Origin of the sequence: Pseudomonas vranovensis (genome assembly GCF_040438935.1) — a bacterium.
GTDB lineage: Bacteria > Pseudomonadota > Gammaproteobacteria > Pseudomonadales > Pseudomonadaceae > Aquipseudomonas > Aquipseudomonas vranovensis.
In genome coordinates this window covers 1,544,278-1,567,382 of the sequence record NZ_CP159259.1, presented here as the reverse complement: position 1 = coordinate 1,567,382, position 23,105 = coordinate 1,544,278, and the positions used below count along the sequence as shown (strand labels likewise).

General features: G+C 62.9%; 23 protein-coding genes. 12 read left to right on the top strand and 11 right to left on the bottom strand.

What is annotated here, in order from left to right; all coding sequences use genetic code 11:
* Positions 1-4 precede the first annotated feature (4 nt).
* From ABVN19_RS07360 to ABVN19_RS07330, 7 genes are all read left to right on the top strand, one after another.
* On the top strand, positions 5-763 hold the full coding sequence (locus tag ABVN19_RS07360; protein ID WP_028941992.1) for a transporter substrate-binding domain-containing protein: 759 nt from the start codon (positions 5-7) through the stop codon (positions 761-763).
* A gap of 82 nt (positions 764-845) precedes the next feature.
* Positions 846-1,565: an ABC transporter permease subunit gene (locus ABVN19_RS07355; protein ID WP_028941991.1), complete on the top strand. Its 720-nt coding sequence runs from the start codon at positions 846-848 to the stop codon at positions 1,563-1,565.
* The gene (locus ABVN19_RS07350) at positions 1,562-2,272 is read left to right on the top strand and encodes an ABC transporter permease subunit (RefSeq protein ID WP_105642667.1); all 711 of its coding nucleotides are present in this window, start codon (positions 1,562-1,564) and stop codon (positions 2,270-2,272) included. The genes ABVN19_RS07355 and ABVN19_RS07350 overlap by 4 nt, the downstream gene beginning before the upstream one ends.
* A gap of 26 nt (positions 2,273-2,298) precedes the next feature.
* Entirely contained in the window at positions 2,299-3,540 is a 1,242-nt protein-coding gene (locus tag ABVN19_RS07345; protein WP_105642666.1) for an FAD-binding oxidoreductase, read from the top strand.
* An 18-nt stretch (positions 3,541-3,558) separates the two neighbouring features.
* Positions 3,559-4,347 (top strand): amino acid ABC transporter ATP-binding protein, encoded by a 789-nt coding sequence (locus tag ABVN19_RS07340; RefSeq protein ID WP_028941988.1) that lies wholly within the window; start codon positions 3,559-3,561, stop codon positions 4,345-4,347.
* 373 nt (positions 4,348-4,720) lie between these two features.
* A complete protein-coding gene (locus ABVN19_RS07335) occupies positions 4,721-5,536 on the top strand; it encodes a type 1 glutamine amidotransferase (protein WP_105642665.1) in 816 nt (271 codons plus the stop codon).
* A gap of 227 nt (positions 5,537-5,763) precedes the next feature.
* A complete protein-coding gene (locus ABVN19_RS07330; RefSeq protein ID WP_105642664.1) occupies positions 5,764-6,837 on the top strand; it encodes an NAD(P)-dependent alcohol dehydrogenase in 1,074 nt (357 codons plus the stop codon).
* Positions 6,838-6,863: 26 nt separating this feature from the next.
* On the opposite strand, the gene ABVN19_RS07325 is transcribed toward ABVN19_RS07330, so the two are convergent.
* The 3 genes from ABVN19_RS07325 to ABVN19_RS07315 are packed head-to-tail and all read right to left on the bottom strand — an operon-like array spanning position 6,864 to position 9,392.
* Complete coding sequence (locus tag ABVN19_RS07325) at positions 6,864-8,075, bottom strand: YeeE/YedE family protein (RefSeq protein ID WP_028941985.1); 1,212 nt, start codon at positions 8,073-8,075, stop codon at positions 6,864-6,866.
* A gap of 45 nt (positions 8,076-8,120) precedes the next feature.
* Entirely contained in the window at positions 8,121-8,828 is a 708-nt protein-coding gene (locus ABVN19_RS07320) for an MOSC domain-containing protein (RefSeq protein ID WP_028941984.1), read from the bottom strand.
* 6 nt (positions 8,829-8,834) lie between these two features.
* On the bottom strand, positions 8,835-9,392 hold the full coding sequence (locus tag ABVN19_RS07315; RefSeq protein WP_028941983.1) for a MarR family transcriptional regulator: 558 nt from the start codon (positions 9,390-9,392) through the stop codon (positions 8,835-8,837).
* 126 nt (positions 9,393-9,518) lie between these two features.
* On the opposite strand from ABVN19_RS07315, the gene ABVN19_RS07310 reads away from it, so the two are divergent.
* Positions 9,519-10,253, top strand: a complete 735-nt coding sequence (locus ABVN19_RS07310; RefSeq protein ID WP_105642663.1) for a hypothetical protein — start codon at positions 9,519-9,521, stop codon at positions 10,251-10,253.
* Positions 10,254-10,345: 92 nt separating this feature from the next.
* Positions 10,346-10,732, top strand: a complete 387-nt coding sequence (locus ABVN19_RS07305) for a hypothetical protein (RefSeq protein ID WP_028941981.1) — start codon at positions 10,346-10,348, stop codon at positions 10,730-10,732.
* Between the two features lie 6 nt (positions 10,733-10,738).
* Here ABVN19_RS07305 and ABVN19_RS07300 read toward each other — a convergent pair whose 3' ends face one another.
* The 3 genes from ABVN19_RS07300 to ABVN19_RS07290 all read right to left on the bottom strand — a co-directional run bounded on the left by ABVN19_RS07300 (position 10,739) and on the right by ABVN19_RS07290 (position 14,751).
* On the bottom strand, positions 10,739-13,180 hold the full coding sequence (locus tag ABVN19_RS07300) for a TonB-dependent siderophore receptor (RefSeq protein ID WP_105642843.1): 2,442 nt from the start codon (positions 13,178-13,180) through the stop codon (positions 10,739-10,741).
* 84 nt (positions 13,181-13,264) lie between these two features.
* Positions 13,265-14,239, bottom strand: a complete 975-nt coding sequence (locus ABVN19_RS07295) for a FecR domain-containing protein (RefSeq protein ID WP_028941979.1) — start codon at positions 14,237-14,239, stop codon at positions 13,265-13,267.
* Positions 14,236-14,751 carry a sigma-70 family RNA polymerase sigma factor gene (locus tag ABVN19_RS07290; protein WP_177431081.1) on the bottom strand — a complete coding sequence of 172 codons (516 nt, stop codon included), beginning with the start codon at positions 14,749-14,751 and terminating at the stop codon, positions 14,236-14,238. The genes ABVN19_RS07295 and ABVN19_RS07290 overlap by 4 nt, the downstream gene beginning before the upstream one ends.
* 78 nt (positions 14,752-14,829) lie before the next feature.
* On the opposite strand from ABVN19_RS07290, the gene ABVN19_RS07285 reads away from it, so the two are divergent.
* Both ABVN19_RS07285 and ABVN19_RS07280 read left to right on the top strand, forming a co-directional pair.
* Positions 14,830-15,135 carry a hypothetical protein gene (locus tag ABVN19_RS07285; RefSeq protein ID WP_028941977.1) on the top strand — a complete coding sequence of 102 codons (306 nt, stop codon included), beginning with the start codon at positions 14,830-14,832 and terminating at the stop codon, positions 15,133-15,135.
* Between the two features lie 49 nt (positions 15,136-15,184).
* Positions 15,185-15,655, top strand: a complete 471-nt coding sequence (locus tag ABVN19_RS07280) for a GNAT family N-acetyltransferase (RefSeq protein ID WP_105642587.1) — start codon at positions 15,185-15,187, stop codon at positions 15,653-15,655.
* Between the two features lie 19 nt (positions 15,656-15,674).
* Here ABVN19_RS07280 and chrA read toward each other — a convergent pair whose 3' ends face one another.
* The 5 genes from chrA to ABVN19_RS07255 all read right to left on the bottom strand — a co-directional run bounded on the left by chrA (position 15,675) and on the right by ABVN19_RS07255 (position 22,629).
* Positions 15,675-16,862, bottom strand: a complete 1,188-nt coding sequence (chrA, locus tag ABVN19_RS07275) for a chromate efflux transporter (protein WP_105642588.1) — start codon at positions 16,860-16,862, stop codon at positions 15,675-15,677.
* Between the two features lie 134 nt (positions 16,863-16,996).
* Positions 16,997-17,737 carry a TorF family putative porin gene (locus tag ABVN19_RS07270; RefSeq protein ID WP_028941974.1) on the bottom strand — a complete coding sequence of 247 codons (741 nt, stop codon included), beginning with the start codon at positions 17,735-17,737 and terminating at the stop codon, positions 16,997-16,999.
* Between the two features lie 99 nt (positions 17,738-17,836).
* The gene (locus ABVN19_RS07265; RefSeq protein ID WP_105642589.1) at positions 17,837-19,579 is read right to left on the bottom strand and encodes an amidohydrolase; all 1,743 of its coding nucleotides are present in this window, start codon (positions 19,577-19,579) and stop codon (positions 17,837-17,839) included.
* 82 nt (positions 19,580-19,661) lie between these two features.
* Complete coding sequence (locus ABVN19_RS07260; protein ID WP_105642619.1) at positions 19,662-20,642, bottom strand: helix-turn-helix transcriptional regulator; 981 nt, start codon at positions 20,640-20,642, stop codon at positions 19,662-19,664.
* A gap of 82 nt (positions 20,643-20,724) precedes the next feature.
* Complete coding sequence (locus ABVN19_RS07255) at positions 20,725-22,629, bottom strand: M14 family metallopeptidase (protein ID WP_028941971.1); 1,905 nt, start codon at positions 22,627-22,629, stop codon at positions 20,725-20,727.
* A 72-nt stretch (positions 22,630-22,701) separates the two neighbouring features.
* On the opposite strand from ABVN19_RS07255, the gene ABVN19_RS07250 reads away from it, so the two are divergent.
* Positions 22,702-23,022 carry a cupin domain-containing protein gene (locus ABVN19_RS07250; protein ID WP_105642590.1) on the top strand — a complete coding sequence of 107 codons (321 nt, stop codon included), beginning with the start codon at positions 22,702-22,704 and terminating at the stop codon, positions 23,020-23,022.
* Positions 23,023-23,105 lie beyond the last annotated feature (83 nt).

Genomic DNA, 23,105 nt, shown 5'->3' with positions numbered 1-23,105 from the left:
TGACATGAAACCCGTTATCCGCTTTGCAGGTGCGTGCGCCCTGCTGCTCGCCGGCATCACTTCGGCCCATGCCGAGACCCTCAAGATTGCCACTGAAGGCGCATACCCGCCGTTCAACTATGTCGATTCGGATAACCAGCTGCACGGCTTTGATGTGGACATCACCAAGGCCCTGTGCGAGCAGATGAAAGTCGAATGCACCCTCGTTGCCCAGGACTGGGAAGGCATCATCCCGGCGCTGATGGCCAAGAAGTACGACGCGGTGGTGGCCTCGATGATCGACACCCAGGAGCGGCGCAAGAAAATTGCCTTCACCAACCACTACTACAAGACCCCGCTGTCGGTTGCCGTACCCAAGGACAGCGAGATCAGCGACGCCCAGACCGATTTCAAGGGCTACACGGTCGGCGCGCAAGCCTCCTCGACCCAGGCCATCTACGCTGAAGACGTCTATGGCAAGGCCGGTGCCGACGTCAAACTCTACCCTACCCTCGATGAAGCCAATGCCGACCTCGCGGCCGGGCGCCTGGACGGTGTGATCGCCGACAAGTTCCCCCTCCACGAATGGCTGGGCAAGGCCGGCAAGGACTGCTGCAAGATCCTTGGCGACGTCAACGGCACCAAGGCCGACGCCTCGATTGCCGTGCGCAAGGAAGACACCGCCCTGCGTGAGCGGCTGAACAAAGCCCTGGACGAAATCGTCGCCAACGGCACCTACCAGAAGATCGCCAGTCGTTACTTCGACTTCGATATCTATCAGTGAGTAATCGCGGGGCGACGTCTCGACTTGCCCCGCGATCAACCCATAGAAGCACCGCTCACTCTTCCAGCAAGAGGGTTCGCCCATGCTCGACCAACTGTCCCTGTTATCTTTCGCCAGCGGCGGCTGGGGCCAGGCCCTGCTGGCCGGCGCCCTGGTGACCATTTCGCTGGCCCTGGCCTGCCTGCCGATCGGTTTGCCGCTGGGCCTGGGCGTGGCGCTGATGGCCCGCTCGCCCAAGCGTTTTCCGCGGGCCGTGGCGACCGTGTTCTCCACGGTTTTCCGTGGCCTGCCTGAACTGCTCACCCTGCTGATCATCTACTACGGCTGCCAGATCGCCGCGCAGAAAATCCTCGCTGCCATGGGCTATGAAGGCGAAGTGATGATCAACACCTTCCTGGCCGCAATGATTGCCTTCAGCCTGGTATTCGCCGCCTTCTCCAGCGAAATCTGGCTGGGTGCCTTCAAGACTGTCGCCAAAGGCCAGTACGAAGCCTCCCAGGCCCTGGGCCTGAGCAAGGCCACCACCTTTCGCAAAGTGGTGTTCCCGCAACTGGTACGCATTGCCATGCCGGGGTTGTCGAACAACTGGCTGTCGCTGCTCAAGGACACCTCGCTGGTCTCGACCATCTCGCTGGTCGACCTGATGCGCCAGACCAACCTTGCCGTCAGCGTGACCAAGGAGCCGATGTTCTTCTATGGCGTCGCCTGCCTGGGCTATCTGCTGTTCTCGGCACTGTCGGGCCGGGTCTTCGTGTACATCGAACAGTATTTCAGTCGCCACATGCGGAGCGCCCGGACATGAGCTTCGATCAACTGCTGGCACTGGTACTGGACCCCGACCTGCTCGAACGCTACGGCCCTCGCTTTATCGACGGCCTGCTGGTGACCGGCAAGCTGGTGGCGATTTCCTTCACCCTGGGCGCCCTGCTGGGCATGCTCCTGGCTCTGGCGCGGCTGTCGAACAACGTGCTGTTGCAGCGCTTCAGCGCCGGCTACATCTACTTCTTCCGTGGCTCGCCACTGCTGGCGCAGCTGTTCCTGCTGTACTACGGCCTGGGCTCGCTCAAGGCTTTCTGGCAGGACGTCGGCCTGTGGTGGTTTTTCCGTGACGCCTGGTACTGCACGGTACTCGCCTTCACCCTCAATACCGCGGCCTACCAGGCGGAGATCTTTCGTGGCAGCCTGCTGGCCGTTGCCCCCGGCCAGTACGAGGCGGCCAAGGCCTTGAGCCTTAAACGCTCGACGACTTTTTTCAAGGTGATCCTGCCGCAGTCGCTGATCGTTGCCATCGGCCCGCTGGGCAATGAACTGATCCTGATGATCAAGGCCAGTGCGATTGCATCGCTGGTGACCATCTACGACCTGATGGGCGTGACCAAGCTGGCCTTCTCGCGCAGCTTCGACTTCCAGATCTACCTGTGGGCCGCCGTGCTCTACCTGCTGATCGTCGAGATCGTGCGCCGCAGCCTCAAACACATAGAAGCCCGACTGGGCCGCCACCTGCGCTGATTGCCTGCTCTGTGAGGATCGTTCCAATGCATTGTCAAACCATCGTTCTGGGCGCCGGGATTGTCGGCGTCAGTACGGCCCTTCACCTGCAGGCCCGCGGGCGCAAGGTCATCCTCATCGACCGCGACGAGCCTGGCAGCGGCACCAGCCATGGCAACGCCGGGCTGATCGAGCGCTCGAGCGTCATTCCCTATGCCTTCCCCCGCGAGCTGTCGAGCCTGCTGCGCTACGGCCTCAATCGCCAGTCCGACGTGCGCTACAGCCTCACCCACGTACCGAAGATCGCCCCCTGGCTGTTCAAATATTGGCAAAACTCCTCCACCGCCGGCCTGGCCGTGGCCACCCGTGCCATGCTGCCGCTGGTGGAGCGCTGCGTGGAAGAGCACGATGCCCTGATCGAAGCGGCAGGGCTTGGCGAGCTGGTCAAGGCCAACGGCTGGATCGAGGTGTTTCGCAACGACGCCGCCTTCAGCAAGGCAAAGGTCGATGCCCATGCGCTCAAGCCCTATGGGCTGAACTACGAAATACTCGACCGCCAGCAACTGCATGCCCGTGAAGCGGACCTCACCCCTGATGTGGTCGGCGGCATCCACTGGCTCGACCCCAAGACGGTCACCAGCCCCGGCGCCCTGACCCGTGGCTACGCCGCGCTGTTCGTCAAACGCGGTGGCCAGTTCATCCATGGCGATGCGCGCACGCTGCGCCAGATCGACAGCGAGTGGCAGGTCGACAGCCGCCAGGGCCCGATCACCGCGCCCGAGGTGGTGATTGCCCTGGGTCCGCAGGCAGGCGACCTGTTCAAGCCGCTGGGCTACCGCATCCCGCTGGAGATCAAGCGCGGCTACCACATGCACTACCAGGGCCGTGACGGTGCCCAGCTCAAGCACTCGATCTGCGATGGCCAGGGCGGCTATGTGCTGGCGCCGATGGCCCAGGGCATTCGGCTGACGACCGGCATCGAGTTTGCCGCCAGCAGCGATGCCGCCAACGAGATCCAACTGCAGCGCTGCGAAGCCTTGGCGCGCAAGATCTTCCCGCTGGGCAAGCGCGTCGACGCCCAACCCTGGCTGGGCCGACGCCCGTGCCTGCCCGACATGCGCCCGGTCATTGGCCCCGCCGCAGGGCACAAAGGCCTGTGGTTCAACTTCGGCCACGCCCACCATGGCCTGACCCTGGGCCCGGTCAGCGGCCGCTTGCTGGCCGAGATGATGACCGGCGAAACCACCTTCACCGACCCTGCGCCCTACAGCGCGGCACGCTTCAATTGATCGCGGGAGAATAACAACATGACCGCTTCACTGAGCCTTGCATCCAGCCACCCTGCCGCGCAAACCGACCCGCGCAAGGTCGTGGTGCGTATCGAGGGGCTGAACAAACACTACGGCGCCTTCCATGTGCTGCGCGACATCAACCTCAACGTGCGCGAGGGCGAACGCATCGTCCTGTGCGGGCCTTCGGGGTCGGGCAAGTCGACCTTGATCCGCTGCATCAACCGCCTGGAAATCGCCGAGCATGGCAGCATCCGTGTCAACGACACCGACCTCGCCCTGACCACCCGTGAAGCGGGCCAGGTGCGCAGCGAAATCGGCATGGTGTTCCAGCACTTCAACCTGTTCCCGCACATGAGCGTGCTGGACAACTGCACCCTGGCGCCGATGACCGTACGCGGCCTGTCACGCAAGGAAGCCGAGGAGCGTGCGCGGTTCTATTTGAACAAAGTGGGCATCGAAAGCCAGGCCGGCAAATACCCCAGCCAGCTCTCCGGTGGCCAGCAGCAACGGGTGGCGATTGCCCGGGCGCTGTGCATGAAGCCGAAGATCATGCTGTTCGACGAGCCGACCTCGGCGCTGGACCCGGAAATGGTCGCCGAAGTGCTGGATGTGCTGGTGAAACTGGCCGACACCGGCATGACCATGCTCTGCGTGACCCACGAGATGGGCTTCGCCCGACAGGTGGCCGAGCGCGTGTTGTTTCTCGACGGCGGGCAGATCATCGAGGATGCCAGCCCCGAGGCGTTCTTCAACAACCCGCAGAGTGCGCGGGCCAAGGGGTTTCTTGCGCAGATTCTGCACTGACTGAACACATCGCGGGGCAAGTCTCGACTTGCCCCGCGATGTATTGATCAAGCCAATGTGAACGTCAGCACCGCGCGCCTGCGCACCTCCCACCCCGAAGCGCTGTTAATAATAATTAACTGCGAAATCGACGCCCGCACCGTGCCATCTGGCCTGCAGCCCTAAAATTGCACTTATGCAATGAGAGCCTTCGCCTGCGCAATCTGAAGTCGTTTGACATATTAAACGGCTCTGGCAAGCTGTATGACAGGTTTCGACCGGAAATGCTGGCCTAGCGCGGCGTTCCGGCAGTGCTCGAAACCTCAGGTAGCGCCCAGGTTTCAATTGCGCGCCTGCACAATAATGACAGGCCGCGCCTGTCCCAAGGTGACATATGCCCAACAGCAACATTGGCAATAAGAATCAAACCCTTCGTAAACCCGTCGTCCTGATGACCATGGGCTCCCAGGAGCGCAAAGGTCACGATTATCAGGTCATGACCCACAAATACATTACCCCTCTGGTTGAACACGCTGGCTGCGTTCCGGTGCTGGTTCCGACCTGCTGCGGCGTCGAAGACCTGGAAACCTACCTGGACATGGCCGATGGCGTGTACCTGACCGGTGCCGGCAGCAACATCGACCCGGCCCTGTACGGCCAGGAGAACGAAACCCCGGGCAAAGGCCAGGACCGCAACCGCGACCTGTTCGACATTCCGCTGGTCAAGCTTGCCATCGCCCGCGGCCTGCCGATCTTCGGTATCTGCCGTGGCATGCAGGAAATCAACGTGGCCCTGGGGGGTGACATCTACCAGAAGGTCTACGCCGAGCCTGGCTTCAACGATCACCGGGAAAACCCGGAAGATCCGGTCGATGTGCAGTACAGCGCGGTTCACAGCGTGCGTATCGAGCAAGGCACCTGGCTGCAGAAGCTGCTCAAGACTGACGAGATCCGCGTCAACTCGCTGCACGGCCAGGGCCTGAAAAACCTCGGCAAGGGCATCGAGCCACTGGCCCGCGCCGAAGACGGCCTGGTCGAGGCCATTCACGCGCCAAGCCTGTCGCCGTTCCTGTTCGCCGTTCAGTGGCACCCGGAATGGCAAGCCGCGAAGAACCCGGACTCCGTGAAGATGTTCGAAGCCTTCGGTGAAGCCTGCCGCAAGCAAGTGGCCAAGGTATCGGGCGTAAAGAAGCTTAGCTCCGCCGCCTGATGCAAACATTGTGGGGCAACTGCCCTTGTAGCCGCTGCCGCCAGGCTGCACAGCAGTCGCCCTGCTAATTCTACGGCCGCTTCGCGGCCGATCGCAGCCTGCTGGCAGCGGCTACTCCCCGCGATGCTTTTTAATGATCCCCATCAATAGCAATCCCCGCCCAACACGCGCACCCTGAACGAAGACTGCACGACCCAGCCACGCACACCTGTTCAGGAGAAATGGCCATGTCCCGCATGAAAGCGGCAATCTTCGTCGAGAAGAACCGCATTGTTCTGGATGAAAAACCCATTCCCGAAGTGGGTCCCTCCGATGCGCTGCTGCGCATTACTACCACCACCCTCTGCGGCACCGACGTGCATATCCTGCGCGGCGAGTACCCGGTCGCCAAGGGCCTGACCATCGGTCACGAGCCGGTCGGCATCATCGAAAAACTCGGCTCACAGGTCCAGGGCTTCATCGAAGGCCAGCGGGTGATCGCCGGCGCCATCACGCCCAGCGGCCACAGCTACGCCTGCCTGTGCGGTTGTGCTTCGCAGGACGGCCCCGGCACCGCGCACGGCTTTCGCCCGGCAGGTGGCTGGAAATTCGGCAATACCATCGACGGTTGCCAGGCCGAGTACGTCCTGGTGCCCGATGCCATGGCCAACCTGTCACCGATTCCAGATGGGCTGAGCGATGAGCAGGTGCTGATGTGCCCGGACATCATGTCCACCGGGTTCTCCGGAGCTGAACGCGGGGGCGTGCGCATTGGCGACACCGTCGCGGTATTTGCCCTGGGACCGATTGGCTTGTGCGCTGTGGCCGGGGCCAAGTTGATGGGTGCAACCACTATCATCGGCGTCGACACAGTCCCCGCGCGCCTGAGTGTTGCCCGCCAACTGGGGGCTACCCACGTGGTCGATTTCAAGCAAGGCAACGTGGTGGAGCAGACCATGGCCTTGACCCATGGCCGGGGTGTGGACGTGTCGATCGAAGCCCTTGGCACTCAATCGACCTTCGAGTCGGCGCTGCGCGTCCTGCGTCCGGGCGGCACGCTGTCGAGCCTTGGGGTGTACTCGTCCGACCTGAGCATTCCGCTGTCGGCCTTTGCCGCCGGCCTGGGTGACTACAGCATTGTCAGTACCCTGTGCCCCGGCGGCAAGGAGCGCATGCGCCGGTTGATGGAAGTGGTAGGCAGTGGCAGCGTCGACCTCAAGCCACTGGTGACCCACCGCTTCAAGCTCGACGATATCGAAGCGGCCTACGAGCTGTTCGCCCATCAGCGTGACGGGGTGATGAAAGTAGCGATCACCCCGTAAGCCCAGGCACGTGCTAGCGTGCAGTATCAGCAGCCGCTGAGCTGCACCGGGCGCCGCTCGCCGACAAAGAAAAACGGGCGCAGGCGCACGCCCACCAGGTTGCCGGCATAGGCGGCGACCAGCCACAACCAGCCATGCAGGCTGCCCGAGGCAATACCACTGAAGTACGCACCGATGTTGCAGCCATAGGCCAGACGCGAGCCGTACCCCAGCAGCAAGCCGCCCACCACCGCCGCGACCAGTGAACGCAGCGGAATGTTGAGGTTCGGCGCAAAGCGCCCGGCAAGCCCGGCGGCGAGCAAGGCCCCCAGCACGATACCGATGTCCATGACCGTGGTGATGTCCTGCCAGAGCGGCGAAGCCAGGGCCTTGGCGTTGGCAGGCGCTTGCCAGAACACCCAGCTGCCGACATCCACGCCCAGCCCGCTCAAGGTCTTGGCGCCCCACAAGGCGAACGCCGAGGTAATGCCCCAGGGGCGACCGGCCAGCGCCAGGGTGGCGTAGTTGAGGAGTGCCAGCGCTACCGCGCCCCACACCAGCGGCCAGGGCCCTTGCAGGAAACGGCGCAAGCCGCGCACATCGCTCTGCACCGGCGACTCCAGTTGTCCGTGACGGCGCTTCTCCAGCAAACGGGTCAGCCAGGCGATGGCGGCAAACACCCCCAGGCTCGCCACCAGGGCCGGCATCACGCCCCATTCCTTGACGATCGACGTGGCAGGCAATGAAGGCAGCGCAAACCACCAATCGGCATGGTGGGTCGCGGTCACCGAACCGATGATGAAGAACAGCAGCGTCACCAGCATGCGCGCATTGCCGCCGCCCACCGTGAACAGCGTGCCCGACGCACAACCGCCGCCCATCTGCATGCCGATACCGAAGATGAACGCACCGAACACCACCGACACCCCGATCGGGGCGACCAGCCCGGTCACTGGCGTGCCGAACAGGGTGCCTGCACTCAAGGCCGGGAAAAACAGCAGCACGGCCACGCTGAGCATGACCATCTGCGCACGCAGGCCAGCACCGCGGCGTTCGGTGATGAACACCCGCCAGGCCGAGGTAAAGCCGAAGGCAGCATGGTAAAGCGTCAGCCCCAGGGCCGCGCCGACGATTAGCAGCAAGACCTGTTGCAGGCCGGCGGCGCTGTTGAGGAAGAACGCACCTGCCAGCAACAGCGCCAGCGCACACATCGGAACAGTGAAGCGGCGCTCAGGCGCTGCTGAAATGGTAAGACCCATCGTGGTACTCGGATAAAGGCAGAACGGGTCGCGAGTATACCCCGATCAGACCGGTCGTTCGATGCCAGGACCCTGCAGCCGCGGCGCCCAGTCTTCGACTTCGGCCTTTTCCAGACGGCGCTCCAGGGTACGCCGCCAGGAGGGTGCCAGTGGCAGTGCCAGGCACTGGCGCAGAATGTCGGCGTCCACCTGCTTGTCGAACAACACTGACGATAACCGCGCCACAGACCATTTCGGGCAAGGCCGTTCGATCAATTCGATCAGCGCCCCTGCAGCCACCATGCCCTCCTCCAGCACGCGGTAATACCAGCCGGTACGGCCACTCTGCTGGACCCTTAACGACATGTCCCTGACCCCAAAGCGGTCATTGAGCTTCCAGCACGGCATGCGCCCCTGGGAGATTTCCAGCACCGCGCTGCCCACCCTCAGGCGATCCCCTAGGCACACCGTGTGCTCGGTCCAGCCGTAGGTGCTGAAGTTCTCGCCGAAGGCACCCGGCGCCTGCAGCAGTGGATGGCCACCCAGTTCCAGGGCCCATGCGTCGTAATGCTCGCGGGGGTAATGATGGATCGCCTTTTCCTTGCCGCCGTGTACCCGCAGGTCGCCCTGTTCGTCGCCGGCCAGGCCCAGCGCGGTCACCGCGACCTCCCCGGTACGCGGCTGCTTGTCGATGGCACTGTGCGAGCCCGGCCGGGTGTAGAGCACCGCCCTGCCGGTGAGTACGGTATCAAGCATCACGAGGTTTACCGTCATGGGCAGTCACTCCGTCAGTTCGGCGAGCTGATGCTCGCGGCAGATCAAATCGCATTCGGCCACGGCCAAAGGCTCCCGGGTCAGTTCACAAAAACCACCGGTGGCCGTAATGCGATGAAAGCGGCAGGTCTTGCACAGGCCGAAACCCGGTACGTTTTCGTTGCGCTGGAGGGTGCGCAACAGGTCGGCCAGCAACCCCTCCAGGTCCTGGGCGCGCGCGCCCATGCGCTCGGTGGCGGCGACCAGGAAGTCCGGCGGCATTACCGCGTCGAGCAAGGCCCGGGCGGGTTCGGTCAGGCTCAAGTGTACGCTGCGTTTGTCACTCACCGCCTGGGTCTTGAGGATCAAGCCCTTGGCCTCCAGGGCCTTGAGCGACTGCGACACCGTCCCCTTGGTCAGCCCCAGGTACTCGGTCACCGCCAGCGGCGTGTTGGAGTAGCGGTTGCAACGCGCCAAATACAGCAAGGCGCTCAATTGAATGGGCTGCAGATCCGCCAACAGCGGGTGCTGGCGAAACCAGACGCGGGTCAGGCTCGACAGCCTTTCCAACAGGTCGAATAGCACGGCGGGTGGCCTCGATTGATGACGTCGATAGATAGTATCGAATAAAAACTATATTGACAAAGACCGGGATAGGCTTAGGCTGTTTGGTATCGATTCGAAACCATAATCCCAAGTCGGAGTCATCCCATGAAACGCACACTCGCCTTCACCCTCACCTTGCTCGCCACCCAGGCCTGGGCCCATGAAAGCCCCGGCATCACCAGTGCCAAAGGCAATGCCGAGGCCGCCTTCGATCTGGTCCATACCCGGGTCTACAAGCAAGGTGACAACCTGGTGTTCGAGCAACTGGTCGACGGCAAGGCCGGCAGCCGCCTGCCCACGGCCAAGGGCGCGTTTGCCGGCGCCGAGGTCTACAGTTACGTGTGGCCCACCAGTCTTGACAGCAGCAGCGTAGGCTTCGACGCCAAGGCCGGCATCCTGGCCCTGGCCCTGACCTCGCATCCGGACTTCGACGACACACCCAAGCTCGATGAAAACCGTGACGGCAAGGCCGACAACGACGGTGGCCTGTGGCACTCCCACTGGGTGGTGTTGAGCAAGGATGAAAGCTGTGGCCCGGGCGGGCTCAAGGTGCGGGACATCCCCGAGGGGGCAAAACCGACGCTTCCGGCCACCTGGCCGGGTGCGCCGATCTACATCGATTCCCCCGGCTACGACCTGAGCCTGGACAAGAATGCTGCGCGGATCAGCGTGCCGCTGGCGGCAGTGGGCTTTCCACAGGGCTTCAACTACGACGGCGTGACGGCGGCGCTGAAGATCAATGCCGACCTGCACAACCCGTTGCTGTGCGTAAGCAGTGTGTGGGATGTCAGCTCGGGGGACCTGTCGTTGCCGGGCCGTTGGACGCTTAATAAGCAGTAATCTATCGCGGGGCAAGCCCGCTCCCACCCGTTTGTGAGTACCAGTGGGATCGGGCTTGCCCCGCGATCAACGCTGTAGCTATGCTCAAGCACATGGACACCACCCCGCCCACCCGTTCCCCCTGCCCGCCCGGCGCCTGCGATTGCGGCCGTGAAACGCTGCAGGACCTGCGCATCCTGCTGCTCACCCGGCTAGAAGAAAAGCGCCTGCTCGAACGCCTGGAAAACCTGCAGAGCCTGGCCGACCTCGAGCATATGCAGCGCAAGCTGTACGAGAACCTGGGCATTCGCCTGCGTATCAGTCCAAGCTTCAACGAAGTGCGGACCATGCGTGGTTTCACCATCCAGATCGACGACCTGCCGGGCCTGTGCCGCAAGACCCGCCAGAGTATTCCTGCCGCCATACGCCGGGCCCTGGAGCGTCAGCCGGAGATTGCCTACCGGCTGCTCGATGCCCACGACCTGTTGCGCGACGCCTGACCGCTCCTACCAGTTGTAGGTCAGGTCGGTGGTCAATGTACGCCCTTCACCGTAGTAGCAATCCACAGTGGTGCTGCAACGGCTGACATACTTTTTGTCTTCCAGGTTCTGCAGGTTGACCTGCAACTTGACGCCCTTAAGGCGCAGCGGCGACTGCTGGAAATCGTAGGAAAGCATGCCGTCATACACGGTATAGGACGGTACGTGGAAGTTGTCTTCGGCAAAGTCACTGCCGTCACTGCCACGCACATACCGCGTGCCCAGGCCCATCCCCAGGCCCGCCAACGGGGTATCGCCAATAAAGTGATAATCCAGCCACAACGAGGCCGTCATCGGTGGCGTGCCCGAAGGGTGGCGCCCATCGCGCCCGTCGTTGTCCTTGGTGTAGGTCACGTCGTTACGCGACACCGAGGCGATCACCCCCAGGTTGTCGGTCAGGTTGGCCTTGCCCTCCAGTTCCACACCGCGCGAACGCAATTCACCTATCTGGCTGCTGAAGGCCATGTCGTTCGGGTCGGTGGTAAGGATGTTCTGCTGCTTGATTTCGTACACCGACAGCTGGATGAAGCTGTCCTGGCCTGGCGGCTGGTATTTGACCCCAGCCTCGACCTGCTTGCCGGTGGACGGCTCGAACGGTTTGCCGCCACGGTCGGTACCGCTCAATGGCAGGAAGGATTCGGAGTAACTGACGTAAGGCGTGACGCCATTGTCGAAGGCGTAGCCCAGCCCGGCCCGGCCGGTGAACTTCTCATCCTTGACGTTGCTGAAGTTGCCGGCAATCGGCTGGCGGGTGTCCACCTCGACCCAGTCATAGCGGCCGCCCAGGGTCAGGAACCAGTTGTCCCACTTCAACTGATCCTGCACATACAGGCCCGTCTGGGTCACGGTGTTGTCCCAATCGTACGGTTGACCAAAATTCAGCGCTTGGCCGTACACCGGCGAATACAGGTCGATGATCGGCGGATTGCGGTCATACAGGCCGAGGAACTTGGAATTGGAGTGATAATAGTCGACCCCCACCAGCAGGGTGTGGGCCACATCGAAGGTGTTGAATTTGGCCTGGACCATGTTGTCGACGCCAAACACCTTGTTGCGCTGCGCCCAGTCGACGCCGTAGCGGGTCTGGTAACGCTGGTCGTCGACGCCGGTCTGCGGGTTGGTGACGAAACGGTAGCCATGCAGTGGTGCCCGGTAACGGTCGTCGACATAGGCGTAGCGGGTGTTCTGCTTGAGGGTCCAGACATCGTCAAGGGCATGGCTCAATTCATAGCCGAAGGTGTATTGCTCGCGGTCATAGGCATTGACGCCCGGCTCGCCGATAAAACGGCTGCGCTTGATCCGCCCGTTGGGGCTCTCGAACACCGTACCCACGGCAGGCAGGCCCTGGGCCTCCGGCACGCCATTGTCTTTCTGATAATGGCCGTAGAGCGTCAGGCGCGTCTGCTCGTTGGGGGCCCAGGTCAGGCTGGGCGCCAACACAAAACGCTGTGATTCGACGTAGTCGATCTCGCCATTCTTGTCGTAGCCGCTACCGGTCAGGCGATAAAGAAACTCGCTCTGCTCATCCAGTGGCCCGCCGAAGTCGAAGGAAGCGGCACGACGATCCTGGCTGCCGCCCCCCAGCACTACCTCGCGCAACGGGGCACTGGTCGGACGCTTGGACACCATGTTGACCAGCCCGCCCGGCTGGTTCTGACCATAGAGCACCGACGCGGGCCCCTTCATCACCTCGATACGCTCCAGCAAGTAGGGGTCGATCTGCAGCGCACCACCGGTACTGCCGCCCCCGTAGGGCAAATGCAGGCCATCCAGGTACAAGGGGGTCGGGCTGAATCCCCGCGAGGTAGGTTCGTCGAAGATACCGACACGGTCGGAAAAGCCCCCGCCGGTGATGCCGGGGGTATAGCGCAGGGCCTGGGTCACTGACTGCGAGCCCAGCGCCTTGATCTCTTCCTGGGTGATGATGTTGATGGTCTGCGGCGTTTCCAGCACCGAGGTATCGGTCTTGGTGGCGGTACCGGTGCGCTTGGCCACATAGCCCACTACCGGGCCCCAGGCGTCTACATCACCCTGGCCTGTGACCTGGGTGGCGCTCAGCTCCAGGGCATTACCGGCAACCGCAGGCTCCAGGCTCCAGGTGCCGCCAGCGGTGATACTCAAGCGCAGGTCACTGCCCCGCAGGGCCTGGCTGGCGGCCTGTTCAGGGGTGAACTGACCACTGACCCCGACAGCCCGCTTGCCTTGCACCAACGCAGGGTTCACCGACAGCACACGCCCGGACTGACGGGCTATGCGGCTCAGGCTTTCGCCCAGGTCGCCGGCGGGAATGTCGAAGGCCTGGGTGGCACTGACGGTGCGCTCGTCCTGCGCCAGGACGTACATCGGTGCGCTGCTGCCCAGCGCGATGGCAAGTGCCAGCAGGCTGGGGCGGATCATGGAATCGGGCATTGGCTGTGGGCTCGTTGAAAGTTGTTGTCCATAACGAGGACACGCCAGTAGCCGGATCCCCTCACGGCCCGCTGAATTTTTCAGTCAGATCACATCGATGCGGGTCAACCAACTACCAAGGCTGTCGACCCGTATGGGCAGGGTTTCACTCAGCGACAGCAAGGTGCGATCACTGTCGTCCAGCGGGAAGCTGCCGTACACGCGGATTTGTGCCGCTTGCGGGCTGATGCGCAGCAGCCCGGCGCGGTAGGGGCGCAAGGCCTCGACCAGATCACCCAGCGGCTCGTCGCGTACATCAACCCGGCCATCGGTCCAGCTGGCGCGGGTGCGCAGCGACGGTGCCAGGGCCTCGCTGTGCAGGCCGTCGAAGCGAAATGCCTGGCCCTGGTCAACCCTGAGGGGCGCATCACTGCCGGTACTGAGCAGCACACTGTGCTGCTGCACAGCCACCAGGCTTTGCCGATCTTCCTGGCGCATCACGAAACGCGTGCCGAGGGCTTGCACCCGGCCCTGGCGTGTAGCGACGACAAACGGCCGACCGGGTTCGGCGGCCACTTCGACCTGCAGCTCACCTTCGCGCAGCACTACCAGGCGTTGGCTGGCATCGAAGCGCAGGTCCACAGCGCTACGGGCGTTGAGACGCAAGCGCGAGCCATCGGCCAGGGTGTAGGTGCGGCGCTCGCCGGTACCGGTGTGCAGGTCGGCCAGCACATCACCCAACGGCATACGTCGATGGACAAGCCCCGCGCCGCCCAGCCCCAGCAACAGCATCGCCAGCCCCCCCCCCAGCACCTTGCGCCGCGACGGCGAAGCCTGCGTGCGCAGGCTGCGGCTGGCCATGGCCAACTGGCCTGGGGTGCGCTGCTCGGCCAGTTGCAGGTCGGCCAGGGGTTGCTCGAGCACCGCGTTGACCCGTTGCCAGGCCGTCTGGTGGCTCGGGCATCGCTGCAGCCACAGCTCGAAGGCGTGCTGCATGCGGCTGCGCGTCGGCGCTTGTTCGAGTTTGAGCAGCCAGCCCACCGCTTCGTGGGTAGCGCGATCGACCGGTACGTTACTCATTCAGGGCTCACACTCAGGCAATGCAAGAAGGCCCGGCGCAGGTCGCGTTCCACCGTCGCCAGCGATACACCCAAGTGCTCGGCAATCGACGGTTGGCTCAACCCTTCCAGGCGATGCAGAATGAAGGCGTGACGAACCCGTCGCGGCAACCCATCGAGCAGACGGTCGATCTGCGCCAGGGCTTCGCGTACCAACAGCACGTCTTCGGCGGACGGCATGCACTGCAGCGGCAAGCGCCCCAGCTCTTCCAGATACGCCTGCTCCAATGCACGCCGGCGAAACAGGTTACTGAGCAACCGTCGGGCAACCGTGGCCAGAAAGGCTCGGGGCTCCTCGATGGCTGGCAATGCCGTGCTGCCCATGGCCCGGACAAAGGTGTCCTGAGCCAGGTCGGCAGCGTCATGAGGGCAGTTCAACCGGCGATAAAGCCAGGCACGCAACCAGCGATGATGATCGCTGTACAAATGGGCCACGACAGCCTTTGAGTCGACAGAGCTGGTCACTTCGATCATCACGCGCTAATGGTAATTACTCGCATTATCGTGATGGCACCGTGAATATACAATCCCCCTTCCAGGAACAGATGACAGATGCCCGCCCTGACTCCCCGTGAGGTCTACCAGCAATTGCGCGACGCCGCCCTGGGTATTCGTGCGCTGCAGCCACTGGCGCCCTGCTCCACCCGCGGCCAGGTACACGTAGACATCGAGGGCTGGCAGTTGCTGCTGGACTTCGAAGGCCATCGCCTGCACCACTGCGAACACTGCCGCCACCCCGATGGCCGTGAGGGGTCGCTGGACACCTGGCAGCGCTACGGTACCGATCCGGTGAGCTTGCTGAGCACCTGGGAGTTGGCGCAGATCGAGCGGTTGTTGCTGGGCATCATGCAACGCTAGTTGCTACCCTGCCTGGCGACTGTCTGACCTGCACAACAAGGATGTGGTGATGCAACGATATACCCTTCGACCCGCACAACCTGGCGATGGCCAGGCAATCTTCGATGTTACCCACCAATCAATCAGCGCCTTGGCCAACGACCATTACCGCCCTGAGCAACTCAAGGGCTGGATGGGCGAACGAACACCCGCGTTCTATGAGCAACAGATCGAACACACCCAGATGGTCGTGGCTGTGCATGACGGCAGGATCGTGGGTTTTGTCGATGCAGCGCCCGGGGAAGTGACGCGCCTGTTCATCCTGCCCGAAGCCTCAGGTACGGGCCTGGGCGCGCGCTTGTTGCAGATCGGGATCGACAAGGCACGGGCTCCAGGCATCGACGTCATCAACGTGGAATCGACCTTGAACGCCGAGGGCTTCTACCAGAAGCACGGGTTCGTGACACGCCGCCGGGGAGTCTTCAGCCATGGGGTCGGTGGGCAACCCATCGACATCGTCCACATGGAACTGCACACGTAGGAGCGGGCTTGCCCCGCTCCTACAATAGACAGCCGGCTACACCACAGCCGATCACCACCAGCCACGGCGGTAGTTTCCAGCGCATCAACGCCAGCAGTGCCAGCAGCGCCAGGCCAATATCCACCGGATGCAGAATGGCGTTGGTCCACACCGGCTGATACAACGCCGCCAGCAGCAACCCGACCACCGCCGCGTTGATGCCCTGCATCGCCGCTTGCATGCGCAGGTTTTGCCGCAACTGCTGCCAGAACGGCAGCGCCCCCATCACCAGCAGAAACGACGGTACAAAGATCGCCACCAGGCACAGCACGCCGCCCGCCCAGCCCGACGGCCCGGTTTGCATCGAGGCACCGAGGAACGCAGCAAAGGTAAACAAGGGGCCCGGCATTGCCTGGGTAGCGCCGTATCCCGCCAGGAACGTTTCGTTGCCCACCCAGCCCGCGGGCACCACTTCGGCCTGGAGCAACGGCAGCACCACGTGACCACCGCCGAACACCAGCGACCCACTGCGATAGAAGGCATCGAACATCGCCAGGGCTGGGCTCGGCCAGCGCTCGGCCAATAACGGCAACCCCAGCAACAAGACAACAAACAGCGCCAGCCAACACATACCAGCGCGTTTGCTGACCGTGATCGGCAATGGTTCATGGCCGATGGCCTTGCCGGGCGTGAACAGAATAAGCCCCACCACCCCCGCCGCCACCATCACGCCTGCCTGCGCCCAGGGCGACGGCACTACCAGCACCAGAGCTGCGGCCATCAGCATCAGCGCAATCCTCGATGCATCTGGACACAACGCACGCCCCATGCCCCACACCGCCTGCGCCACCACCGCCACGGCGACCACATGCAGACCATGCAACACACCGGAGGGAATGGCAGCGCCAAAACCGGCAACACCCAGGGCGATCAGTATCAGCATGAGCGCAGAAGGCAGCGTAAAACCCAGCCAGGCGGCCAGCGCGCCCCGGTAACCTGCTCGCGCCAGCCCCAGGGCGATGCCGACCTGACTGCTGGCAGGGCCTGGCAGAAACTGACAGAGCGTCACCAGGTCGACGTAGCTGCGCTCGCTGAGCCAACGTCGGCGGGTGACGAACTCGTCGCGAAAATAGCCCAGGTGAGCGACCGGGCCGCCGAACGAGGTCAGGCCCAGTCGCAGGAAGATGAAAAAGACCTGCCACGGGCGGGGTGACGGATTGTGAGGCATACACGGTGTCTGATCGGCTGAGATGAACACAGTCTATCGCGGGCGACTGCTGCGCAGTCGATCGCAGCCTCGTTCCTCGGCAGCGGCTACACACGGGTGTAACCGCTGGCGACAGTCTGCGGCTCGCGTAGCCGTCAGAACGCTTTGCTGGCACTGACCACGACGGTTGCCGAACACAGGTCGTCATAGCCGTACCAACTCATGCATTCGCTTTTTTTCAGGTCGGTATCGATGTAGCTCAAGCCCCAGGTGACACCGACGAACTCGCGTGTCAGTTTGGCTTCCCACTCGTAGTAGGCGTCGCGATTATCACCATTGGTGGCCCAGAACGCGGGGTCCTTGACGTCGTTGTAGCCCAGCCGCAACTCCACCCCGACCTCGGCAGGCAAGGTGAAGCTGTAGCCCAGGTAGCTATAAAGGGTGTCCTGGTCCTTACCGAAGGCGTTGGGAGAATCACTGGAGTAGTTGACGCTCAGCTTGACCCCATACAGGTCGAGGATGGCGTAGACCTCGCTCATGTTGAACTGCCCTTCCTTGGGATAGCTGTACTTGAGATAGCCAAGGTCCAGGCTGATGGCATCGGTGGCCTGCCAGTACCAACCAGCGTAATAGTCCACCTCCTGGCGGGTCTTGTAGTCGAAGCCGTAGTCGACGTTCGAAGTCCAGGCGCCGACGTACAGGCCACTGCCGTGGATCAAGGTAGCACCCGCTTGCAGCGCCGGGTCGCCGAGGGTCTGCGACACGCCCCGGGAGCGATAGTCGCTGACGGCGGCCAGGGTCAGCTCCAGGTTGAAATCGTCGTTCAGGGTCAGGGCCTGACTGGTCAAAGGGACCAGCATCAGGCTGGCAACGGTAAAGATGGCGCGTGCGTTCATACGAAACCCTTGTTGTTATCGATGTACGGGCAGATTCGTGCAGGCGAGACCCGGCCCATCGCGGGGCAAGGAACCAGGCATCGTGGTCAGGGCGCGCGGTCAGGACGCCGGGGCGTAGACCTGTTTGCCGGCGAAGAAGGTTTTCAGCACTTGGGTATCGAACAACTCGTCGTTGCTGACCTTGAACACATCACGGTCGAGCACGATCAGGTCAGCCTGCTTGCCCGGCGCCAGCGAGCCGATCTGCTGCTCAAGACGCAGGGTCTTGGCGGCATTGAGGGTGTAGGCCTGGAACATGACCTGGCGGTCGACGCTCTCGTTGGCATTGAGTACCCCCAACGGTCCCTTGCGGGTGATGGCCTGGGCAATGGCGTTCCAGGGGTTGGGACTGGACACTGGCCAATCACTGGCACCGGCAATCGTCGCACCAGCCTTCTGCAGGGAATGGGCCGGGTATTGGTAGCCGTAGGCCGAGGCGCTGATGTACGGCTTGACCAACTCGACGGTGTAGCTCTCGCCAGTGGCCCAGAGCAATTGCATCGATGCGATCACGCCCAATTGCTTGAAGCGCGGAAAGTCCTTGGGGTCGACCAGTTGCAGGTGGCTGATGCTGTGGGCCTTGGGGGTGCTGCTGAGCGTGCGGGCATACGCCACGCCGTTGAGCGACTCACGCACCGCCCGGTCGCCCACCGCGTGCATGTGTACGATCCAGTCACGTTTTTCGGCTGCAGCCAGCAGTTCGCCGAAGTGCTCCGGCTCGATCAGCAACTGGCCGTTCTTTTTGCTGTTCTTGTACGGCGCAATCACTGCAGCAGTCTGGCCGGGGTACTCCAGAACGCCGTCGACAAACACCTTGATTCCCGGAAAGCTCAGGTTCGGTACCCCCTCGAACTGCTTCATTACCTTGGCCAGCACTTCAAGGTCGGCGGGCCGACTCTTGGGGTTGACGATCATCAAGGCGGCGACGTGGGCATTGAGCTCACCCTTCTCGGCCAGGGCGCGGTACAGCGGCAACACACCGACACTCTGCTCGGTGGCCTTGAAATCAAACAGCGAGTCGCCGCTACCGGCGTTCGAGGCGGCATCCATCCAGGCCGTGACCCCATACTGGTTATTGATCCGCACCGCCTCTCGGGCGGCCTTGATCATGACCTCTTCACTGGCGGGCGGAATCTGGCTACGCACCTGGTCCCAGCGCGACTCGGAGAAGTAACCGTTGGGGGTGAAGTCGGCGTCGTGGCCGACGTAGCTGCGGTCCTGCTCCGACATGCCCTTGACCAATGCCGCGTCGATGTTCAGGCGCTTGAGCATGGCGTTGTTGGCCCAGCCGGTATGGCCGTCGATACCGCCGAGCACCAGCGGTTGGTCCACCCAGTGCCCCTGGTTGAACACCTGGCCCAGCTCGCGGCTTTGCTCCCAATAGGCCGAGCTCACCCCGGCAATACTGATCACATCACCTGCCCGGCCGCGCCCCTCCTTGACCTCGGCCAGGATCCACTGCTCAAGTTCCGGCAGCGGTTTTTCTTCGTCTTGCAGGTTGGCACCCAGGCTGTCGAAAGCAGCCACCACCGGGTGACTGTGGGTGTCGATCATGCCGGGCATCAGCACCTTGCCGGCCAGGTCGATGCGTTGCGTATTGGCATCGGCCAGCGCGTTGATCTGGGCATCGCTGCCCACTTGCAGGATCTTGCCGTCCTTGACGGCCACCGCTTGCATCAGCCGCTGCCCGGGCTCGGCGGTGTACACCTTGCCATTGACCAGCACGAGGTCGGCGGCAGCCAGGGCGTGAAAGGACGAAACGGCCAGCGCGGTGGCCAACAGGGTGGGAATCAATCGTTGCATTGGAACGCTCTCTTGTTTTTATCGGGGCTGCGCACACCCTATAGCGCGCCGCCGAAGAGCGAACCTCTGCAAATGAGGAGGGTCAGGCGGATTTTTCACCCCCTGCAAGCCCGGAACGCAAGGCAGAGCCCAACTCCACCTTGCTCTTGACCCCCAATTGGGCGTAGCAGTTGCGCAAATAGGTGCGCACTGTGGCCGGGCTGAGCGACAGAATGCGGGCGATTTCCTTGTATGAATGGCCCGCGGCGAACAGCATCGCCGCCGTGCGCTCGCGGGGCGCCAGCATCACACCGGGTGGCGGCGCTTCCAGTGACAGGATCACATGCTCGCCATTGGGGCTCAGGGTCAGGGCACAACGTCCCAGGCGCATCACACAAGGTACTTTGTGCAACTGCGCGATCACCTCGGAGGGCAGCACCGAACCGTGCCAGCCCGGCACCTCGCGCTCGATCGCAGCGCACAGGCGCGCGCCGATGTGCAACAGGCTGCCATCCAGGCGTGCCACACCGAAATCACTGGCGCCGTTGCCGGTGTCGACCCGGATCATGTCCTGGACCTGGAACCGCCACAATTGCAGCAAGTGATCGCAGAAGGCGGCAAACAAGCCCTCTTCGCTGACATCGAACGCCACATCGTCAATACCCCGGTACAGGCAGACAAAAAAATTGAGCCCGCTTTCGGGCAGTTCGAAGGTAATGCACATCAGGTGGTAGAGGTCGTAGCGGCGGGCAAACACATTGACCGCTTCGACCGGGTCGGTGAATTCGCTGTCGCGCACCACCCTGCCCACCCTGGCCAAGGTGTCGTGGGCAAAGCTGTCGAAGCCGGCCACCTGGCGCCATTCGGCAGCGAACGCGTCGGGCAGGTCGATACGCCCGTGCATCCAACTTTGCGGCGCTACGCTGGCAGCGCCTGTAGACATCTCACCCCACCAGGCCGAGGCAAAGGGCACCAGCTCACGGAAGGACTGCAAGCCATCTGCGATAAAGTGCGAGCCGCCCTCCTCGCGCGCCAGGCTGGCCAATTGCAGAACACAACGATTGAACGCCTGCAGCGTTGCCATCGACAGCTGTGGTGCCACGTTGGGTATTCCTTGTTGTTGAGATTTTCGCGGGGCAGTGAGAGCGGGCTTGCCCCGCGATCGATCAGTACACCGCCCCGACCGGATACACGAACGCATTCACGTCATAGAACGGCGTACGCTGGTAAAACCACTGCAAGCGCGCACCGGGGCTGGCGGCAAAGGTCTTGTCGTCCTTGAGCTTCTTTTCGAACTCGGCCTTGAGCGCCGGACTCTCGGCAAGCATCTTGCGCGCCATGGGTTCCATCACGTATTCCTCGGGTTCTTCGGCCACCACCAGGGTCGAGTTGAAGAACCCCCAGGCCCAGAATGAATCCGGGCTTTCCGGGTACAGCAAATTGACCGCCAATACGCCCAGAGGCTGGTCAAGGTCGATGACCACCGAACCTGCCGGAAAGGTCTGCAGGCGCTCGAACGGCTTGCCCACGCCACTGACCGGCAGACGCCCTTCGTAACCGGGAATCTGGTTCGGTTGCGCGCGATCGGGCTCGAATCCGCCGGCCACCTTGACCTGGTCCATGCGATAGAGGGTGACCGCCATGGCAGTGGGCTTGTCCAGGGTGGTCATCTGGATGCCATGGGCCTTGAGCCGGGCAATCACCTCGCGCCATTGCGCGGGCACCACATACTGCTGCGGACGCTTGACCACAAGGTCCGGCTCGCTGTTGCCGGTGACCGGCACCGTCAGCTTCTTGGGCTTGTTGCTCCAGACAATGGTCTTGGCCCCCGTGATCGGCGACTGCTCGTAGCGGTAGTCTCCCACGGTGAACGGCGTAGTCTGCACCTTGCCTGGCTTCCAGGTGAGGGTCACGTCCTGCTGGGCTTCAAGACGCTCGCGGTCCTGGCGAATGGCTTCCCTGAGCGAGGCCGACTGGTCGCCGATCACCTGGATCATTTTCTTGAGCATCACGTAGTTGCCCAGCACCTGGGTCTGATAAGGGTGCAGCGCATGCTGCTCGATCAAGATCGACGGCACGTTGCGGATGTCGCCGTACTGGTTGGAGAACCGTGCGAAGTCGGTGCGGTATGGGTAGTAGCCCTGGCTCGGGTCCTGGTTGTCGTTCAGGCTGATGCACTCATGCACCACATGGCCGTCTGCCTCCAGGGCCTGGTACACCGGCGCGCGCATGACCGTGTCCATCCAGGCGCTGCTGGCCGGCGACCAGCCATTGCCGTTGTGGCAATAGGAACTGTCGTAGGGGTACATGGCGCCGTCGGTGGAGTGGGTGTCGGCAAAAAAGCTCAGGTCATAGGTATTGAACACCCAGGCGACGTTGCGGATCTCGGCGCTGTCGAGCTTGGTGAAATCGCGGTTGAGGTTGTAGTTCAGGCCGTTGACCCGCCAACCGGTTTCCTGCGGGCCGTTCTGGTTGATCCGGCCGTAGGCGCTGCGGCGCAGGTCGCCGTCGATGTTGACGGTGGGTATGAACAGAATGTTGACCTTGGCCAGCAGGCTGGCAAGCGGCTTGTCACCCGTGGTCATGTCGCGCAGCAGCATGAACATGGCGTCCTTGCCGTTGGCCTCGCCAGGGTGGATCTCGGCCTCGACGAAGATCGTCGGCTTGCCCGAATCGTTGAGCCCGGCCGGCGACTTGTCGACCTCAAGCGAAGCGATGGCCATCACCATCGGATGACCCTCGGCGCTTTTTTCCGGCAACTCGTGCAGCACGACACTGCCACCGGAAGCCGCCGCCAGCTTGGTCAGGTAGGCACGGGTTTCATCGTAGTTGCTGGTCTGGTTGAAGTTGCTGGCCTCGGCCTGGGTGATCAGCGGGTCATCCGCCTTGGCAATGTAGCGGGTGCTGGTCAGGGCTTGCTCGAACATCGGCGGCAGAATGCGCTGCTTGGCCGCCTCGGGATAACCGCTATCGTCGATATAGGAAGGCGCGCCGGGCAATGCCGCCAGTGCCGGCAGGCCTGCGCTCATCAGCATCGCGGCAACGAGGGGCTGCAAAAGCGGGTGTTTCATGATGTTTCCCTATCATGAGAGGCAGACGCCACCTTAAACCACAATGCCAAGCCAGACGAGAGGCAGACCACCATGCTCGAAAACCTGTTCACTTCCCTGCCTGCGGACACCACCCAGGAACACATCGACAACCTGCTCAGCCGCCCTGGCCTGCGCATTGAGCGCATCGTCTCGTTTGGCCAGGCCAGCCCACCGGGCTTCTGGTATGACCAACCGCAGGGCGAATGGGTCGTGGTCCTCAGCGGCTCGGCCGGGTTGCGCCTGGAGCACGAGGCAGTTGAACGCGTCATACGCCCGGGCGACTGCATCGAACTGCCCGCCCACTGCCGGCACCGGGTGGAGTGGACCGACCGTACACAAGCCACCGTTTGGCTGGCGGTTCACTGGAGTTGAAAGCGAGCCCCGCGTGATGGCGGCCGCATTGCGGCTGATCGCAGGCTGTTGCCAGCGGCTACGTAACCGCTGCCGAGGAACCA

Coding starts and splice junctions, on each gene's coding strand:
- ABVN19_RS07360 (WP_028941992.1), top strand. CDS start 5: ATGAAACCCGTTATCCGCTTTGCAGGTGCGTGCGCCCTGCTGCTCGCC.
- ABVN19_RS07355 (WP_028941991.1), top strand. CDS start 846: ATGCTCGACCAACTGTCCCTGTTATCTTTCGCCAGCGGCGGCTGGGGC.
- ABVN19_RS07350 (WP_105642667.1), top strand. CDS start 1,562: ATGAGCTTCGATCAACTGCTGGCACTGGTACTGGACCCCGACCTGCTC.
- ABVN19_RS07345 (WP_105642666.1), top strand. CDS start 2,299: ATGCATTGTCAAACCATCGTTCTGGGCGCCGGGATTGTCGGCGTCAGT.
- ABVN19_RS07340 (WP_028941988.1), top strand. CDS start 3,559: ATGACCGCTTCACTGAGCCTTGCATCCAGCCACCCTGCCGCGCAAACC.
- ABVN19_RS07335 (WP_105642665.1), top strand. CDS start 4,721: ATGCCCAACAGCAACATTGGCAATAAGAATCAAACCCTTCGTAAACCC.
- ABVN19_RS07330 (WP_105642664.1), top strand. CDS start 5,764: ATGTCCCGCATGAAAGCGGCAATCTTCGTCGAGAAGAACCGCATTGTT.
- ABVN19_RS07325 (WP_028941985.1), bottom strand. CDS start 8,075: ATGGGTCTTACCATTTCAGCAGCGCCTGAGCGCCGCTTCACTGTTCCG.
- ABVN19_RS07320 (WP_028941984.1), bottom strand. CDS start 8,828: ATGACGGTAAACCTCGTGATGCTTGATACCGTACTCACCGGCAGGGCG.
- ABVN19_RS07310 (WP_105642663.1), top strand. CDS start 9,519: ATGAAACGCACACTCGCCTTCACCCTCACCTTGCTCGCCACCCAGGCC.
- ABVN19_RS07305 (WP_028941981.1), top strand. CDS start 10,346: ATGGACACCACCCCGCCCACCCGTTCCCCCTGCCCGCCCGGCGCCTGC.
- ABVN19_RS07300 (WP_105642843.1), bottom strand. CDS start 13,180: ATGCCCGATTCCATGATCCGCCCCAGCCTGCTGGCACTTGCCATCGCG.
- ABVN19_RS07295 (WP_028941979.1), bottom strand. CDS start 14,239: ATGAGTAACGTACCGGTCGATCGCGCTACCCACGAAGCGGTGGGCTGG.
- ABVN19_RS07290 (WP_177431081.1), bottom strand. CDS start 14,751: ATGATCGAAGTGACCAGCTCTGTCGACTCAAAGGCTGTCGTGGCCCAT.
- ABVN19_RS07285 (WP_028941977.1), top strand. CDS start 14,830: ATGCCCGCCCTGACTCCCCGTGAGGTCTACCAGCAATTGCGCGACGCC.
- ABVN19_RS07280 (WP_105642587.1), top strand. CDS start 15,185: ATGCAACGATATACCCTTCGACCCGCACAACCTGGCGATGGCCAGGCA.
- chrA (WP_105642588.1), bottom strand. CDS start 16,862: ATGCCTCACAATCCGTCACCCCGCCCGTGGCAGGTCTTTTTCATCTTC.
- ABVN19_RS07270 (WP_028941974.1), bottom strand. CDS start 17,737: ATGAACGCACGCGCCATCTTTACCGTTGCCAGCCTGATGCTGGTCCCT.
- ABVN19_RS07265 (WP_105642589.1), bottom strand. CDS start 19,579: ATGCAACGATTGATTCCCACCCTGTTGGCCACCGCGCTGGCCGTTTCG.
- ABVN19_RS07260 (WP_105642619.1), bottom strand. CDS start 20,642: ATGGCAACGCTGCAGGCGTTCAATCGTTGTGTTCTGCAATTGGCCAGC.
- ABVN19_RS07255 (WP_028941971.1), bottom strand. CDS start 22,629: ATGAAACACCCGCTTTTGCAGCCCCTCGTTGCCGCGATGCTGATGAGC.
- ABVN19_RS07250 (WP_105642590.1), top strand. CDS start 22,702: ATGCTCGAAAACCTGTTCACTTCCCTGCCTGCGGACACCACCCAGGAA.